The 15,943-nt window shown below is 68.6% G+C and carries 15 protein-coding genes; 8 read left to right on the forward strand and 7 right to left on the reverse strand.

All coding sequences use genetic code 11. The features are described 5' to 3' along the window. Positions 1-68: 68 nt before the first annotated feature. The 6 genes from OQ968_RS07295 (at position 69) to OQ968_RS07320 (ending at position 7,108) form a co-directional block, all read left to right on the forward strand. Entirely contained in the window at positions 69-884 is an 816-nt protein-coding gene (locus OQ968_RS07295; RefSeq protein ID WP_324676178.1) for an enoyl-CoA hydratase/isomerase family protein, read from the forward strand. A 119-nt stretch (positions 885-1,003) separates the two neighbouring features. Continuing rightward, entirely contained in the window at positions 1,004-1,816 is an 813-nt protein-coding gene (locus OQ968_RS07300; protein ID WP_324676180.1) for an enoyl-CoA hydratase/isomerase family protein, read from the forward strand. Continuing rightward, positions 1,813-2,604 (forward strand): enoyl-CoA hydratase/isomerase family protein, encoded by a 792-nt coding sequence (locus OQ968_RS07305; RefSeq protein WP_420715855.1) that lies wholly within the window; start codon positions 1,813-1,815, stop codon positions 2,602-2,604. The genes OQ968_RS07300 and OQ968_RS07305 overlap by 4 nt, the downstream gene beginning before the upstream one ends. Further along, positions 2,604-4,064 (forward strand): class I adenylate-forming enzyme family protein, encoded by a 1,461-nt coding sequence (locus OQ968_RS07310; RefSeq protein ID WP_324676184.1) that lies wholly within the window; start codon positions 2,604-2,606, stop codon positions 4,062-4,064. Before OQ968_RS07305 ends, OQ968_RS07310 begins: the two co-directional genes overlap by 1 nt. Beyond that, positions 4,054-5,592: a class I adenylate-forming enzyme family protein gene (locus tag OQ968_RS07315; RefSeq protein ID WP_324676186.1), complete on the forward strand. Its 1,539-nt coding sequence runs from the start codon at positions 4,054-4,056 to the stop codon at positions 5,590-5,592. The genes OQ968_RS07310 and OQ968_RS07315 overlap by 11 nt, the downstream gene beginning before the upstream one ends. After that, positions 5,585-7,108, forward strand: coding sequence for a class I adenylate-forming enzyme family protein (locus tag OQ968_RS07320; protein WP_324676188.1), 1,524 nt, complete (start codon positions 5,585-5,587; stop codon positions 7,106-7,108). Before OQ968_RS07315 ends, OQ968_RS07320 begins: the two co-directional genes overlap by 8 nt. Here the strand turns inward: OQ968_RS07320 and OQ968_RS07325 are convergent. The 6 genes from OQ968_RS07325 to fabG form a co-directional block, all read right to left on the reverse strand. Further along, complete coding sequence (locus OQ968_RS07325; protein ID WP_324676190.1) at positions 7,105-7,467, reverse strand: hypothetical protein; 363 nt, start codon at positions 7,465-7,467, stop codon at positions 7,105-7,107. The genes OQ968_RS07320 and OQ968_RS07325 overlap by 4 nt on opposite strands. Positions 7,468-7,531: 64 nt before the next feature. Then, positions 7,532-8,221, reverse strand: coding sequence for a GntR family transcriptional regulator (locus OQ968_RS07330; RefSeq protein ID WP_324676192.1), 690 nt, complete (start codon positions 8,219-8,221; stop codon positions 7,532-7,534). Positions 8,222-8,225: 4 nt separating this feature from the next. Beyond that, a complete protein-coding gene (locus tag OQ968_RS07335) occupies positions 8,226-9,419 on the reverse strand; it encodes an acyl-CoA dehydrogenase family protein (protein WP_324676194.1) in 1,194 nt (397 codons plus the stop codon). A 24-nt stretch (positions 9,420-9,443) separates the two neighbouring features. Then, positions 9,444-10,637: a CoA transferase gene (locus tag OQ968_RS07340; RefSeq protein WP_324676196.1), complete on the reverse strand. Its 1,194-nt coding sequence runs from the start codon at positions 10,635-10,637 to the stop codon at positions 9,444-9,446. Beyond that, on the reverse strand, positions 10,634-11,851 hold the full coding sequence (locus OQ968_RS07345; RefSeq protein WP_324676197.1) for an acetyl-CoA C-acetyltransferase: 1,218 nt from the start codon (positions 11,849-11,851) through the stop codon (positions 10,634-10,636). Before OQ968_RS07345 ends, OQ968_RS07340 begins: the two co-directional genes overlap by 4 nt. Before the next feature lie 87 nt (positions 11,852-11,938). After that, positions 11,939-12,706, reverse strand: coding sequence for a 3-oxoacyl-ACP reductase FabG (gene fabG / locus OQ968_RS07350; protein WP_420715856.1), 768 nt, complete (start codon positions 12,704-12,706; stop codon positions 11,939-11,941). Positions 12,707-12,788: 82 nt separating this feature from the next. Here fabG and OQ968_RS07355 point away from each other — a divergent pair, with 82 nt between their 5' ends. Further along, positions 12,789-13,970: an acyl-CoA dehydrogenase family protein gene (locus OQ968_RS07355; RefSeq protein WP_324676201.1), complete on the forward strand. Its 1,182-nt coding sequence runs from the start codon at positions 12,789-12,791 to the stop codon at positions 13,968-13,970. Further along, positions 13,967-14,788, forward strand: a complete 822-nt coding sequence (locus OQ968_RS07360; RefSeq protein WP_324676203.1) for a mycofactocin-coupled SDR family oxidoreductase — start codon at positions 13,967-13,969, stop codon at positions 14,786-14,788. The genes OQ968_RS07355 and OQ968_RS07360 overlap by 4 nt, the downstream gene beginning before the upstream one ends. Positions 14,789-14,810: 22 nt before the next feature. On the opposite strand, the gene OQ968_RS07365 is transcribed toward OQ968_RS07360, so the two are convergent. Next, the gene (locus OQ968_RS07365; RefSeq protein WP_324676205.1) at positions 14,811-15,887 is read right to left on the reverse strand and encodes a phosphotransferase family protein; all 1,077 of its coding nucleotides are present in this window, start codon (positions 15,885-15,887) and stop codon (positions 14,811-14,813) included. Between the last annotated feature and the right edge of the window lie 56 nt (positions 15,888-15,943).

Consider the following 15,943-nt stretch of genomic DNA (forward strand, 5'->3'; position numbering starts at 1 on the left):
TACAGCGTATCAATCGTATTGCCTACTGTATGGGTAACCGTATCGGCGGAGAAAGGCCGGATTCGACGGTGAGTCAAGGGGCCGAAACGGCCGGGGCCGAGGGTTCGGTAACCGTGTGCCGGGACGGCGCGGTTTTGCGAGTCACGCTCGACCGCCCATCTCGTCGTAATTCGTTGACCCAGTTGATGATCGGAACCCTGGTCGACACGCTGACCGACGCCGCCGACGACGACTCGTTGCGGGCGATTCACATCCGCGGCGCCGGGGACGACTTCTGCGCCGGCGTCGACTGGGTGGCCACCAACGATCGGCAGCGACCCCGGGCCGGTGATCTGGTGCGGCGGATTCCGCATGCGGCCCACCGCGTGATCGAGCTCGTCGGGACCATTCAACTGCCGGTCGTGTGCAGCGTGCGGGGATGGGCCGTCGGGTTCGGTTGCAACCTGGCGCTGGCGGCGGATTTCACGGTGGCCGCGACCGACGCGGTGTTCTGGGAGCCGTTCGTGGAGCGTGGCTTCAGCCCGGACTCGGGTTCGACGTGGCTGTTGCCCCGGTTGGTCGGCGTGGCCCGGGCGAGGCGAATGCTGCTGCTCGGCGAGAAAGTCGGCGGGACGGACGCCGCCGACTGGGGATTGATTCACCAGGCGGTCAACCCGTCCGAACTCGACGACGCCGCCGGAGGACTCGTGAAGCGGCTGGCCTGCGGGCCGACGGTCGCGATCGGGCTGGCCAAGCAGGCGCTGGGTTTCGGTCAGCACGCGACGCTGAGCCAGTCCCTGACGCAGGAGCTGTTCAATTTGGAACTATCCTGTCGGACAAGCGATTTCAAGGAGGGCCTGGAAGCCTTCCGGCAACGACGGGATCCGGATTTTCGTGGTCGCTGACCGGATACGCTGCAATCCCGGGGCGCCGAGTGTGGGCGCTAAGTACGGGAACTGCCCTGAACCCGTTCATATGCCCCACGCTCGTCGATCGCCCCGGGCGTCAAACGGGAGGAGCAGGGATGCCCACTGACTCGTTCGACACCATCGACTACGACGTCGTCGGGCACACGGCCACCATCACGCTGAACCGCCCGGACGCCCTCAACGCGCTCAGCCCGCACATGATCACCGAGCTCCGGGCCGCCTACGACGAGGCGGAAAACGACGACAAGGTGTGGCTGCTCGTCGTGACCGGCACCGGCCGCGCCTTCTGCACCGGCGCCGACGTCAAGGCCATTCCCGCCGACGGCAAGGTGATCTACGAGCAGCCGTACCTTTCGACCTACGAACAGTGGGAGGCGCCGCAGGAGGGCACGCCGCCGTTTCGCCGGATGGCCAAGCCGGTGCTGACCGCCGTCAACGGTCTGTGCTGCGGGGCCGGGCTCGACTGGGTCACCACGTCCGACATCGTCATCGCGTCCGACCGCGCGACGTTCTTCGATCCCCACGTCAGCATCGGCCTGGTGGCCGGGCGCGAGCTGGTGCGCCTGGCCCGGGTGCTGCCCCGGTCGGTGGCGCTGCGGATGGCGCTGATGGGCAAGCACGAGCGAATGAGCGCGGAGCGCGCGTTCGACCTGGGGTTGATCAGCGAAATCGTCGAGCACGAACGGCTTCTCGAGCGGGCCCATGAGATCGCCGGCATCGTCAACTCCAATGCGCCGCTGGCGGTTCGGGGGACGCGGCTGGCCATCCTCAAGGGACTCGACCTGCCGCTGCACGAGGCGGAGATCCTGGCCGAGACGTTCCGCGAGCGCGTCCTGCGCACCGAGGACGCGCAGGAGGGTCCCAAGGCGTTCGTGGAAAAGCGGCCCCCGGATTGGCAGTGCCGATGAACGAGCCGGCGGCCTTCGAAACCATCCTGCTCGACGTCGACGCCTCCGACCACGTCGCCACCATCACGCTGAATCGGCCCGAGCAACTCAACGCGTTCAATCGGGCCATGTGTGAGGAGATGGCCCGGGCCTGGCGCATCGTCAAACTCGACGAGTCGGTGCACGCGGTCGTGCTGCGCGCGGCGGGCGACCGGGCGTTCAGCGCCGGCCTGGACGTGAAGACGCCGTATGGCCAGCCCGAAAACGTCTGGAACCACGAGGATCCCGGTGAAGCGCTGAGCCCCAAGTGGCAGAAGATGTGGAAACCGGTGGTGTGCGCCGTCCAGGGCATCTGTACCGCGGGCGCGTTCTACTTCGTCAACGAATCCGACGTCGTCATCTGCTCGACGGACGCAACGTTTTTCGATTCGCACGTATCGGCCGGGCTGGTCTGCGCGCTGGAACCGATCGGCCTGATGCGGCGCATCGGCCTGGGCGAGACGCTGCGCATCGCGCTCATGGGCAACGACGAACGGGTGAGCGCCGACACCGCGCTGCGGATCGGCTTGGTGTCGGAGGTGGTGCCCGGCGACCAGCTGTGGGCCCGCGCCCACGAGATCGCCGCGGCGATCGCCGCCAAGCCGCCGTCGGCCACCCAGGGCACCGTGAAGGCGATCTGGGAATCGCTCGACAAGCCCTACCGGGCAGCCCTGGAGCAGGGGCTGATCTATACCCGGCTGGGCAACCCGCTCGGCACCGCCGAGCTGGGGGCCCAGCCCGTTGACAGGGGCGAACCGAAGATCCGCTGATGGCCGATCACCCGCTGAGTCAACGCATTGCCGATGTGCTGGGCCTGCAGCCGCACGCGCGCGCCATCGAGTACGACGGCCGATGGCTCTCATGGGGGCGGGTCGGCGAGGCGGCAAGGCGCACCGCGTCAATTTCGGCCGCACACAGCGCTGTCGGGATGCTGCTGCGCAACCGGCCCGGCCACGTGGCGGCGTTCCTCGGTGTGCTGCTCAGCGGCGGGACGGTGGTCACCATCAACCCGTCACGCGGCGACGAACGCACCCGGGACGACATCGCCGCCCTGCGGCTGCCGCTGGTCCTCGGCGAGCCCGACGACCTGGCGAGGCTGGTCACTGCGGAGACCCCGACGGTCGCGATCTCGGGTCTCTTGGACGACGCCCTCGGTCCTCCGCGACCCGCGGGCGGCCCCGCTCCCCGGCCGGGCGTGGCGGTGCGGATGTTGACCAGCGGAACCACCGGCCCCCCCAAGCGAATTGACCTCGGCTACGACATACTGGCGCGCAGCGTGATGGGTCTCGAGCCGAAGCCGGCGCCCACCGAGCCGCGGCGCGGCGTCGCGATCGTCAACTCGCCGCTGGTGCACATCGGCGGCGTGTTCCGGGTGCTGCAATGCGTCACCGAGGCGAGACCCTTCGTGCTGCTGGAGCGCTTCGAGCTGAACGCGTGGGCCGACGCGGTGCGCAGGCACCGGCCCCGCGCGGTATCGCTGGTCCCAGCGGCATTGCGGACGGTGTTGCACTCCGATTTGCCGCGAGCAGACCTGGACAGCATTCGCGCGGTCACCTGCGGCACGGCGCCGCTGTCGGCCGACGACGCCGACGCCTTCACCGAGAAGTACGGCATTCCGGTGTTGACCTCCTATGCCGCAACCGAATTCGGCGGTGGTGTGGCCGGCTGGACCCTCGACGACTACCGGAAGCACTGGAGTGCGAAGCGCGGCAGCGTCGGCCGGGCCAACCCGGGCGCACAACTGCGGGTGGTCGACGACGACGGCAGGACGCTCGGGCCCGATCGGGTGGGCCTGCTGGAGGTCAAGCCGGGACAGCTGGAGCCGTCGTCCACCTGGATGCGGACCACCGACATGGCGCGAATCGACGCGGACGGCTTCATCTGGATCGTCGGGCGGGCCGACCAGGCGATCATCCGCGGCGGGTTCAAGGTCATGCCCGACGACGTGCGCATCGCGCTGGAGGACCACCCCGCGGTGGCGGGCGCCGCGGTGATTGGGCGATCCGACGAACGGCTCGGCGAGACGCCGGTCGCCATGGTGGAACTGCGCGAGCCCGCATCGACCGACGCGCTGGTCGAATACCTGCGAACGCGGCTGGCGCGCTACGAGATTCCCACCGAAATCGCGCTGGTCGACGCGATCCCCCGGACGCCGTCCGGTAAGGCCGATCTGGGCGCCGTCCGGCGCTTCTTCGACGAATCCGCCGCGCAGCACGACCATGCCCGGTGAGCTGACGGTCGGCGGCGTCCTGCGGCACCAGGCCCAAGCGCGCGGTGACCACCCGCTGCTTGTCTGCGATGCCGAGCGCATCAGCTACGCCGAAGCCGATCAGCGGTCGGCGGAGCTCGCCCGCGGCCTGATCGCCCACGGCGCCGGCAAGGGAACGCACGTCGGCCTGCTCTACCCCAACGGCGCCGAGTTCGTCGTCGGAATGCTCGCGGCCGCACGAATCGGCGCGGTGGTGATCCCGTTTTCCACTTTCGTCACGGCTCGCGAGCTGCGCGAGCAGCTGGTCGACGCCGATGTCGAAATACTGTTGAGCGCCCGGTCGTTTCGCTCCCACGATTACGCGGAGCGGATCGCCGAGGTGCTGTCGGACCCCGACTTCGATTCCCGCGAGCGACTGCTTGTCGCCGACACGCCGCAGGCGCGCCACGTCGCGATCACCCACCAACGGTTCTGCCGGCCTGCCCCCGCCGTCGAGCCCGCGCTGCTGGCGGCGATGCAAGACGACGTCGAGGGCTGCGATCCGCTGACCATCGTCTACACGTCGGGCTCGGCGGGCGCCCCCAAGGGGGTGGTGCACACCCACGCCGGGTTGCTCGGGCATCAGCGAAACCTCAACGAGATCCGCGGTTTGACGGCCGCCGACAGGCTGTTCTGCAATTCGCCGTTCTTCTGGATCGGCGGGTTCGCGTTCGGCCTGCTCGCCACTTTGGTCGCCGGGTCGACGCTGGTGTGTTCCAACGCCACCGACGCCGCCGCGACGCTCGACTTGCTGGAGGCCGAAAGGCCGACAATGACCAACGGTTTCGCCGCCGCGATCGCACACCTGGCCCACCACCCGAGCTTCGCCGGACGTGATCTGTCGTCGATGCGGCGCGGCAACCTCTACCCGATCATGCCGCCCGACGCGCGCCCAGCTGACCCGGAGCTGCGACACAACATGCTCGGCATGACCGAGGCCGGCAGCGTCGTGCTGCTCAGCGACGACGAATCAGATCAACCCGAAGCGCGGCGCGGCTCGTTCGGCAAGCCGGCACCGGGATTCCAGACCAAGATCATTGACCCCGATCCCGCGGGCGTCGGCGAGCTGTGCATCCGGGGGCCGTTTGTCATGCAGGGCTATTACCGGCGCAGCCGCGAGGAGTGCTTCGACGCCGACGGCTGGTTCCACACGGGCGATTTGGTGCGTGTCGACGCCGAGGGCTTCTTCTATTTCGTCGGCCGGCGCGGCGCGATGATCAAGACGGCGGGCGCCAACGTCTCGGCGGCGGAGGTGGAGAGGGCGATCGCCAGGGTCACCGGGGCCGAGGCTCACGTCGTGGGCATTCCGGACGCCGAGCGGGGCGAGTTGGTTGCCGCCGTCGTCGTCCAGCCCGGTCTCGACGAAAGCGCACTGCGGGACGGGCTGAGGTCGGAGTTGTCGGCCTACAAGATTCCCCGGCGGTTCATCACCCTGTCCCCTGCCGAGCTGCCGCTGCTGTCCAGCGGGAAGGTCGACGCCCGGCGGCTGAGGGAGCTGTTCGATGCCTGACACCATCGACCAGCTGGTGCGGTCACGAGCGGTGCAGCATGGTGCGAAGCCGGCGGTGATCGACTCGGCGTCCCGGCTGAGTTATCACGAACTAGACACGACCACAAGGGATTTGGCGGCCACGTTCGTCGACGCCGGTGTCGGCAAGGGCACCCGGGTCGGGCTGATCATGCCCAACTGCGTCCGCTGGGTGCAGATCGCCATCGCCCTGACCCGCATCGGCGCCGTGCTGGTGCCGCTGAGCACCCTGCTGACGGCCGGCGAACTCGTCGCCCAGCTGCGCGCCGCCTCGGTGCAATTCCTGGTGAGCGTCGAGGAATTCCGCGGCCACCGCTACCTGGACGACCTGCGGCCCGTGCCGCGACTCGAACTCCCCGCGCTGCGCCAGGTTTGGCCGGCCGACCGGCTCGCGGCACCCAGTGATGCGGCCCGCGGGATCGTCGACGCCATAACCGGAACGGTCACCCCCGCCGACCCGCTGGTCATCATGTTCACCTCGGGCAGCAGCGGAGCACCCAAGGGCGTCATCCACTCCCACGGCAACGCGTTGGGCGCGGTGCGCTCGGGCCTGGCGGCGCGCTGCATCACCCCCGACACTCGCCTGTACCTGCCGATGCCGTTCTTCTGGGTCGGCGGCTTCGGTAGCGGGATACTGTCGGCGCTGCTGGCCGGCGCCACCCTGGTGACCGAGGAGATACCGCGGCCCGAGACCACCCTGCGGCTGCTGGAAGCCGAGCGGGTCACGCTGTTTCGCGGCTGGCCCGACCAGGCCGAGGCGCTGGCCCGGCACGCCGAAACGGTCGGCGCCGACCTGTCGGCGTTGCGGCCGGGCAGCCTGGACGCGTTGCTGCCGCCCGAATTGCGGCCCGCACCGGGAGCGCGGGCCGCGCTGTTCGGTATGACGGAGGCGTTCGGGCCGTATTGCGGCTATCCCGCCGACACCGACATGCCGGCCGCGGCATGGGGAAGTTGCGGAAAGCCGTTCAGCGGCACGGAGGTTCGCATCGTCGAACCGGGCAGCGGCGAGCCGGTCCCGGCGGGAATCGTCGGCGTGATCCAGATCCGGGGACCGCACACCCTGCGCGGCATCTGCCGTCGCAGCCGCGAAGAGCTGTTCACCGCCGACGGCTTCTACCCCACCGGCGACCTCGGCCGCCTCGACGGCGACGGGTTCCTGTTCTATCAAGGCCGATCCGACGACATGTTCAAGGTCAGCGGCGCGACGGTGTACCCCGGCGAGGTCGAGCGGGCGCTGCGCACCATCGGCGGGGTCGTCAACGCCTATGTCACCAACGTGTCCGGGCCGTCGGGCGAACGGGTCGGCGCGGCGGTGGTGGGAGCGGGGACGCTGACGGCCGAGCAACTGAGCGCATCGGCCCGAAAGCTGCTGAGCTCGTTCAAGGTGCCGACGCTGTGGCTGTTACTGGAATCCGACGACGACGTCCCGCGCGGCGGCACCGGCAAGGTCGACGCCCATCGCCTGCGGGAGATGTTGAACGAATCGGGCCGTCCCTAAGGCACGCGCGTCCAGGGCTGACAGTTCTGCGACTCGAAGGCCTTGACCGTTGAATTGATGTTCGCGTACATCGGACCGATAGAGGTATTCGTCTGCAGCACATGGTCCTTGCTCGCATCGGGCGTGCTGTAGGTGAACCACGAGCACATCGACTCCTGGGTCGGCACATTGTTGATCCAAACCCCGAACGCCGACCCCGACCCGCCCGTGTGGTAGAGGCCGGGCGCGATGTCGGGGCCGACGAGAAAGACGCCATTGCCGGGAATCGGGTCGAGCGGGTCGGCAACGGCCGGCGGCGCAAACGCGAGCGTCACCACGCAGGCGGCCAGCGCGGCCGATGTGCGAAGCATTGGGGGCATTTCTTCTCTCCGTATAGTCGCCCCCCATGGCAGGGTATGCCCCCGCGCGCCCGCACACCAACAGCTAATCGCGCGAACGGTTCATGTCCACCACCACCCCGTGGGCGGTGAGGTGGTCGATCAGCGGAACGGCGCCGGCGGCGAGGTGTTCCGACATCGCGGCGCGCGCGAGCGTGTCGTCGTGCTTTTTGAGCGCGGACAAGATCCGGCGATGGTCCTTCATCGACTGTTCCGGCCACCCCTTGATCGCCGGAAACACCGATTCGGGTGCGTAACGGGTGATCTGGGACATCAGCTGGGCGAGCTTCGGCGAATCCGCGGCCACGTTGATGGCGCGGTGGAATTCGTGGTTGAGACGGACGGTGCGCTCGTGGTCGTCGCCGGCGTAGGCATCCTCGAGTTGCGCCTGGATCTCCTTGAGTTCGCGCAACTGCTCGTCGGTGATGTTGATCGCGGCCCGCGCGGCCAGCTCGCCGCCGACGTGAGCCTGCACGTTGGCGACGTCGGCGACGTCGCGCCCGGTCACCGGCAACACCACGAATCCCCGGCGGGGCTGCTGGGCGATCAGCCCCTCGGCGCGCAGGGCAAACAACGCCTCACGCACCGGCGTGACGCTGATCCCCAATTCCGCGGCCAATTGGTCCAGACGAACATAGGACCCCGCGGTGTAGGTGCCGTCGAAGATCCGAGTGCGGACGAAGCGCGCGACGTCCTCCGAAAGCTGGGGCCGCGCGGCGAAATCCGGAACGCTCATCGCCTCACACCTGATACTCGGCGAGCAGTCGCTTGCTGATGATGGACTTCTGGATCTCGCTGGTGCCCTCGCCGATGAGCAGGAACGGCGCGTCGCGCATCAGCCGCTCGATCTCGTATTCCTTGGAGTAGCCGTAACCGCCGTGGATCCGGAAGCTCTGCTGGGTGACCTCCGAACAGTATTCGCTGGCAAGGTATTTGGCCATCCCGGCGGCCACGTCGTTTCGTTCCCCGGAGTCCTTCAGCCGCGCCGCGTTGACCATCATCAGGTGCGCGGCTTCGACTTTGGTCGCCATCTCGGCCAGCTGGAACGCGATGGCCTGATGCTCGGCGATGGGTTTGCCGAAGGTGTGGCGCTGCTGCGCGTAGCGCACCGCGAGCTCGAAGGCACGGATTCCGATGCCGCAGGCCCGCGCCGACACGTTGACCCGGCCGACCTCGATGCCGTCCATCATCTGGAAAAATCCCTGCCCCGGGGTGCCACCGAGGATGTCGTCGGCGCTCGCCCGGTAGCCGTCGAAGATGAGCTCGGTGGTCTCGATGCCCTTGTAGCCCAGCTTGTCGATCTTGCCGGGAATCGTCAGGCCCGGCGCGACTTCGCCGAAACCGACCGGTTTCTCGACGAGGAACGCGGTCAGGTTGCGGTGCGGCTTGTCCGAGCCCTCGTCGGTGCGCACCAGCACGGCCACCAGCGTCGACGTGGCGCCGTTGGTCAGCCACATCTTCTGGCCGTCGATCGCGTAGCTGCCGTCGGAATTCCGTTTGGCCCGGGTGCGGATCGCGGCCACGTCGGAGCCCAGCTCGGGCTCCGACATCGAGAACGCGCCGCGGGTTTCGCCGATCGCCATGCGCGGCAGAAACCGCCGCTTCTGCTCGTCGGTGCCGTGCTGGCGCAGCATGTACGCCACGATGAAGTGGGTGTTGAGCACACCGGAGACGCTCATCCAGCCGCGTGCCAGCTCCTCGACGCACAGCGCATAGGTGAGCAGCGACTCCCCCAGGCCGCCGTACTCCTGCGGAATCATCAGCCCGAACAGGCCCATCTCGCGCATCTGGTCGACGATCTCCTGCGGGTAGGTGTCGCCGCGTTCGAGTTCCGGCGCGTTGGGGATGACTTCCTTGTCGACGAATTGCCTTACCGTGGCGATGATCTCGGTCTGAAACTCGGTCAGGCCGAGGGTTTGCGCGAGTTTGGTCATGCGCTGTCCTTCCGTTGCGCCCTGCTAGGCGATGGTCTTCGCGCTCACCAGGCGCTCGATTTCGGCGGTCGTCAGCCCCAGGCGCTGCGTGAGCACGTCGGCGGTGTCCTGTCCTAGGGCGGGGGCCGGTGCGCTGGCGGGGTGGGCGCCGTCGAAAGCGGCCGGCATGCCGGGCGCGAGATAGTCTCCGACGCCGGGCTGATGCAGCCGCGCGAAGAGCGGATTGGAGGTCACCGCGGGGCTTTCCGCCGCCTCCGCGAAGGTGCGGTAACGCTCGAACAGCACGGTGGTGCCCGCCAGGGCAGCCGTGATCTCGTCGGCCGTGTGATCGGCGAACCAGGTGGCGAACAGGCCGGAGAGCGCGTCGCGGTACCGGTAGCGATCCCCTTCGTCGGCGAAGTCCACGCCCAGGGCCTCCGCGAGTGCCGACACCGCTGTCCCGGTGCCCGTCACCTCGACCAGATCGCGAAAGTGCCTGCCGGTCAACGTCACAACCATGAATGCGATGCCGTCGCGGCTGGTGAAGTCCTGGCCGTACTGCCCGTAGATGGCGTTGCCCAGGCGCTGGCGTTGGGTGCCGTTCACCTGCGGCTCGGTAAGCAGCCCCAAATTGCCCGCCGTCGCCAGTGCGACGTCCTCGAGGGCCAGGCTGATGCGCGCACCCGCCCCCGACCGGTCGCGGTGGCGGACGGCGGTGACGACGGCCAGCGCGGCGTACAAGCCGCAGCACACGTCCCAGGCCGGCAGCACGTGGTTGATCGGGCCCGCGTGCTCGGCGGGCCCGGTTACGAGCGGATATCCGAGCCCGGCGTTCACGGTGTAGTCCACCGCGGTCGACCCGTCGCCGCGCCCGAGCAGCTGGACGTGGATCACGTCGGAACGCTTGGCGGCCAACAGGTCATGGCTCAACCACGACAGCCCCGCGGCGTTGGTGACTACGATGCCGTCGCCCTCGACGATCAGCCGCTGGACCAGCTCTTGGCCCTCGGTCGAGCGCAGATCGATGGTGGCCGAACGCTTTCCCTTGTTCAGCCCGGTCCAATAGATCGACGTGCCGTCCGCGGCCAGCGGCCATCGCTGGACGTCGGAGGCGCCACCGATGGGGTCGACGCGGATCACCTGCGCGCCCAGCTGACCCAGCGTCATGCCGCACAGCGGTGCGGCGACGAAACTCGACACCTCCACGACGGTGAGGCCGCTCAGCGGCAACTCGTTCACGCCGCCGCGACCCGTTCGAAGACGGCGGCCAGCCCCTGGCCGCCGCCGATGCACATGGTTTCCAGCCCGTAGCGCGCCCCGCGGCGGTCGAGCTCCCGCGCCAGGCAGGCCAGCATCCTGCCCCCGGTCGCGCCGACCGGATGGCCCAGCGAAATCCCCGACCCGTGCACGTTGGTGCGGTCGTGGTCGGCGGCGCCGAAGTTCCACTCCCGCATCACCGCAAGCGCCTGCGCGGCAAAGGCTTCGTTGAGCTCGATGACGTCGATGTCGGACAGCTTCAGGCCGGCCTTGGCGAGCGCGGCCTGGGCCGCCGGCACGGGACCGATGCCCATGATGTTGGGCGCCACGCCGGCCAGGCCCCACGACACCATGCGGACCAGCGGCCGCAGCCCGTGTTCGGCCGCCTTCTCGCGCGTGGTCACCACGCACATGGATGCGGCGTCGTTCTGCCCGCTGGCGTTGCCGGCGGTGACGGTGGCGTCTGGATCTTGGGCCAGCAGAACGGGTTTGAGCTTGCCCAATGACTCGACCGATGTGTCGGCGCGGGGATGCTCATCGGTGTCGATGAGTTCCTCGCCGTGCCGGGTCGGCACCGCGACCGGGATGATCTCCTCGGCGAAGACGCCGTCCTTCTGCGCGGCTACCGCCCGCTGGTGTGACCGCACCGCTAGCTCGTCCTGCTCCCGGCGCGAAATGCCATACTGGCGACGCAGATTCTCGGCGGTCTCGAGCATTCCGCCCGGTACCGGGTAGTGCCGGCCGCCGGCGGTGGTGCGTCCGCGGGCCAGCCCGTCGTGCACCCGAATGCCACCGCGGGCACCGCCCCAGCGCATATCGGTGGAATAGAAGGCGACGTTGCTCATGCTTTCGCATCCGCCGGCGATGACGAGGTCGTGGTCGCCGTTGCCCACCTGCAGGCACGCCTGGATCACCGCCTGCAGGCCCGACCCGCAGCGACGGTCGACCTGCATGCCGGGAACCGTCACGGGCAGGCCGGAATCCAGTGCCACCACCCGTCCGATTGCGGGCGCCTCGCTGCTCGGATAGCAGTGCCCGAGGATGACGTCCTGCACCGCGTCGGGCGCCAGCCCGGTTCGCTCGAGCAGCCCCGTCAGCGCCGCGACACCCAAGTCGACGGCGGTCTGCGACTTGAACATTCCGCCGTAGCGGCCGATCGGTGTCCGCACGGGCTCACAGATGACGGCTTCACGCATGGCGACTCCCGTTTCTATGCCGAGCAGACGCAAAAGCACCCCAATTCGGCTCGAATTGGGTGCTTTTGCGTCTGCTCGCGCTACCTGTCATATGTGTCGGCCGCCGGTGACTTCCATGACCGTGCCGGTCATATACGAGGAAAGATCGGAGGCCAGGAACAGGGCGACGCTGGCGACCTCGCTGGGCTCGCCCGCCCGGCCCATCGGAACCTCGGCCTCCTTCTGGTCCCAAATGCGTTGCGGCATAGCCTCCGTCATCGCCGAGCGGATCAGGCCGGGAGCGATCGCGTTGACCCGCACGCCCAAATAGGCGAGCTCCTTTGCGGCGGCCTTGGTCATCCCGATGATGCCGGCCTTGGCCGCCGAGTAGTTGGTCTGGCCGATCATGCCGACCTTGCCGGACACGGACGACATGTTGATGATCGCGCCGCGCTTGTTTTCCCGCATGATCCCCGCCGCCAGCCGGGTGCCGTTCCAGGTCCCCTTCAGGTGCACGTCGATGACCTGATCGAATTGCTCCTCGGTCATCTTGCGCATCGTCGCGTCGCGGGTGATCCCGGCGTTGTTGACCATGACGTCCAGGCCGCCAAAACGCTCGACCGCGGTCTGGATCAGGGTCTCGACGTCGGCCGCTCGAGTCACGTCGCAGCGGACCGCGAGGGCGACCTCGTCGCCGCCCAGCTGCTTGGCGGCGGCTTGGGTCGCCTCGAGGTTGACGTCACCGAGCACGACGCGCGCGCCCTCGGCGACGAAGCGCTCCGCGATCGCCAAACCCAGACCCTGTGCACCACCCGTGACCACCGCGGACTGACCGCTGAGCAACGACATCGAAGACCCCTCATCCGTTGTTTGCATCCGCCCTGGGGGCGCCGTCGTCCGAATATCGTATTTCATATAGGATCGCGCCCGGAGCCGGGGCCCGCCAACGAGGAGCTACATGACTACCGCTGACGTCCACGAACGCGCCGAGGTCGGCGACGACGACTTCCGGCCGATCCTCGAGCAGACCCGTCAGTTCGTCCGCAACGCCGTGATGCCGCGCGAGCAGGAGATCCTGACCGACGACCGGGTACCCGACGACCTCCGCGAGCAGGCCAAGAAGATGGGCTTGTTCGGATACGCCATTCCGCAGCAGTGGGGCGGGCTCGGCCTCAACCTCGTCCAAGACGTCGAGCTGGCAATGGAATTGGGCTACACCTCGCTGGCGGTGCGGTCGATGTTCGGCACCAACAACGGCATCGCCGGACAGGTCCTCGTCGGCTTCGGCACCGACGAGCAGAAGCAGCGCTGGCTGGAGCCGATGGCGTCGGGCGACGTCGTCGCCTCCTTCGCGCTGACCGAGCCCGGGGCCGGATCGAACCCGGCCGGCCTGCGAACCAAAGCCGTTCGCTCCGAACAGGACTGGGTGATCTCCGGGCAGAAGCGCTTCATCACCAACGCGCCCGTCGCCGACCTGTTCGTGGTGTTCGCGCGCACCCGTCCCGCCGACGACCAGGGTCCGGGGATCGCGGTCTTTCTGGTCCCCGCGGATGCCGCGGGCGTGACCGTCGGCGCGAAGGACGCCAAGATGGGCCAGGAAGGCGCGTGGACCGCCGACGTCAGCTTCGACGACGTCCGAGTGGGGGCCGACGCGCTGATCGGCGGGAGCGAGGACATCGGTTATCGGGCGGCGATGACGTCGTTGGCGCGCGGCCGGGTGCACATCGCCGCGCTGGCGGTCGGCGCGGCCCAACGCGCGCTCGACGAGTCCGTGTCCTACGCCGCCACCGCGACTCAGGGCGGGACCCCGATCGGGAGTTTCCAGTTGGTTCAGGCGATGCTCGCCGACCAGCAGACCGACGTGCTGGCCGGTCGCGCGCTGGTCCGCGACGCCGCCCGGTTGTGGGTCACCAACCGGGATCGCCGGGTCGCGCCGTCGGCGGCGAAGTTGTTCTGCACCGAAATGGCCGGCAGGGTGGCCGATCTCGCGGTGCAGGTGCACGGCGGCAGCGGCTACATGCATGGGGTGCCCGTCGAACGGATTTATCGCGACGTGCGCCTGTTGCGGCTCTACGAGGGCACCAGCGAGATTCAGCGCCTGATCATCGGGTCGAACCTCGTCAAGGCGGCGCAGCGATGACCGGCAGGCTTGCGGGCAAGGTTGCGTTCATCACCGGGGCGGCGCGCGGGCAGGGGCGGGCGCACGCGGTCCGGATGGCCCAGGAGGGCGCCGACGTCATCGCCGTCGACGTCGCCGGCAAACTGCCGTCCTGCGTGCCCTACCCGCCGGCGACCGAGGAGGATCTCGCGGAAACCGTTCGCCTGGTTGAACAAACGGGCCGGCGGATCGTCACCGCGGTGGTCGACACCCGCGACTTCGACGGACTCCGCGCGGCCGTCGACGACGGGGTCGCCGCGCTGGGGCGCCTGGACATCATCGTGGCCAACGCCGGGATCGCCGCGCCGCAGGCCTGGAATGACATCACGCCCGAATCCTTCCGCGACGTGATGGACGTCAACGTGGTGGGCACCTGGAACACCGTGATGGCCGGCGCGGACAAGATCATCGAGGGCGGCCGCGGCGGCTCGATCATCCTGATCAGTTCGGCGGCCGGGGCGAAGATGCAGCCGTTCATGGTGCACTACACCGCCAGCAAGCACGCCGTCACCGGCCTGGCCCGCGCCTTCGCCGCCGAGTTGGGCAAACACTCGATCCGGGTCAACAGCGTTCACCCGGGGCCGGTGAATACCCCGATGGGATCCATCGAAATGGTCGAGGCGATCGGCAAGGCCATGGAAACCAACCCGCAGCTGAACCACGTCCTCACGCCGTTCCTGCCCGACTGGGTCGCCGAGCCGGAGGAGATCGCCGACGCGGTGTGCTGGCTGGCCAGCGACGAGTCGCGCAAGGTCACCGCGGCGCAGATCCGGGTCGACCAGGGCTCCACGCAGTACTGATTTCTCGCCGCGCCTGAGCGGGTCAGCGCAGCAGTTCCAGCGTTCCCAGCTCGCGGATCGCCCGGCAGCCGCGGCTGAGCATGGCCAGCACCATGTCGTCGCCACGCTCGGTAGCCGCGGCGAAGGCGAACCCCAGCGCCGAGATCAGCGGCGCCTGTAGCACCCCGAGCCGGTAATCGCGCCAACATGTTTCGCGGTCGTAGCCGGCCACCCCGCAATCCGACAGCGCGCGGTGGTAGTCGGCCACGAGTTCTTCCTCGATACTTGCGCGCAGTTGCGAATTCAGGCTGGTCGCGGTGAAGTAAGCGAGGTCCCTGGCCGGCAGGCCCACGCCGAGCGTCTGCCAGTCGACGACGCTGACCCGCGTCAGGTCCGGATCGAACAGCATGTTGTCCAGGCGATAGTCCCCGTGCAACAGGGCGAACCGGTCATACTCGGCCATCAGCCACGGCTCCACCAAACCCATTGCGCTGCGGAATGTTTCGCGGTCGTCGGCGCTCATTCGATCGCCAAGCTTCTCGAGCGTGATGTCGGCGCTCATCCGCGCCACCTCGCCCATGCCACTGGCCCCGGCCGCATCCGGTCGCCCGAACGCGATGCCCGGAAAATCCAACCAGACCGGGTCGCACCAGCTGGGTGCGTGCAGGCCGGCCAGCGCCCGAACCGCGAGGCGCGCTTCGGATTCACCGCAGCCGGCGAGCTGATCGCCCTGAACCGCCGGCGCCTGGTCGGCGAGCAGCAATGCGAAATCCATTGCGTCCTCGGTGATCTCGCAGTAGTAGCAGCGCGGCGTCGGCACCCGAACCCGGTTGGCCACCGATGAGTAGAACGCGCACTCGCTGCGGTAACCGACGACGACGCGGTCGCGCACGGTGTCGTCCTGAGCCGGCAGCTTGATCACGAAAGTCTGCGGCAGGTCACCGGGGTCCGTCGCGTATGCGGCCGTCACCCGGTAGGTCGCGCCGGTCTGGCCGGTGCCGATGGCGACCACGTCGACCTGCGACACCTCGACCGACGGGTGGCGCTCGCTCAGCGCCGCCGACAGCCACTCGGGCGTCACGTCGCCGGGATACCGCGGAATGGACACCACAGCGCTCATGAACAGCACGCCTCCGCACTCGGACAGCCGATTGACCGATCAACTGTAAGGCATAC

The sequence above is a fragment of the Mycobacterium sp. 663a-19 genome (genome assembly GCF_035616495.1).
GTDB lineage: Bacteria > Actinomycetota > Actinomycetes > Mycobacteriales > Mycobacteriaceae > Mycobacterium.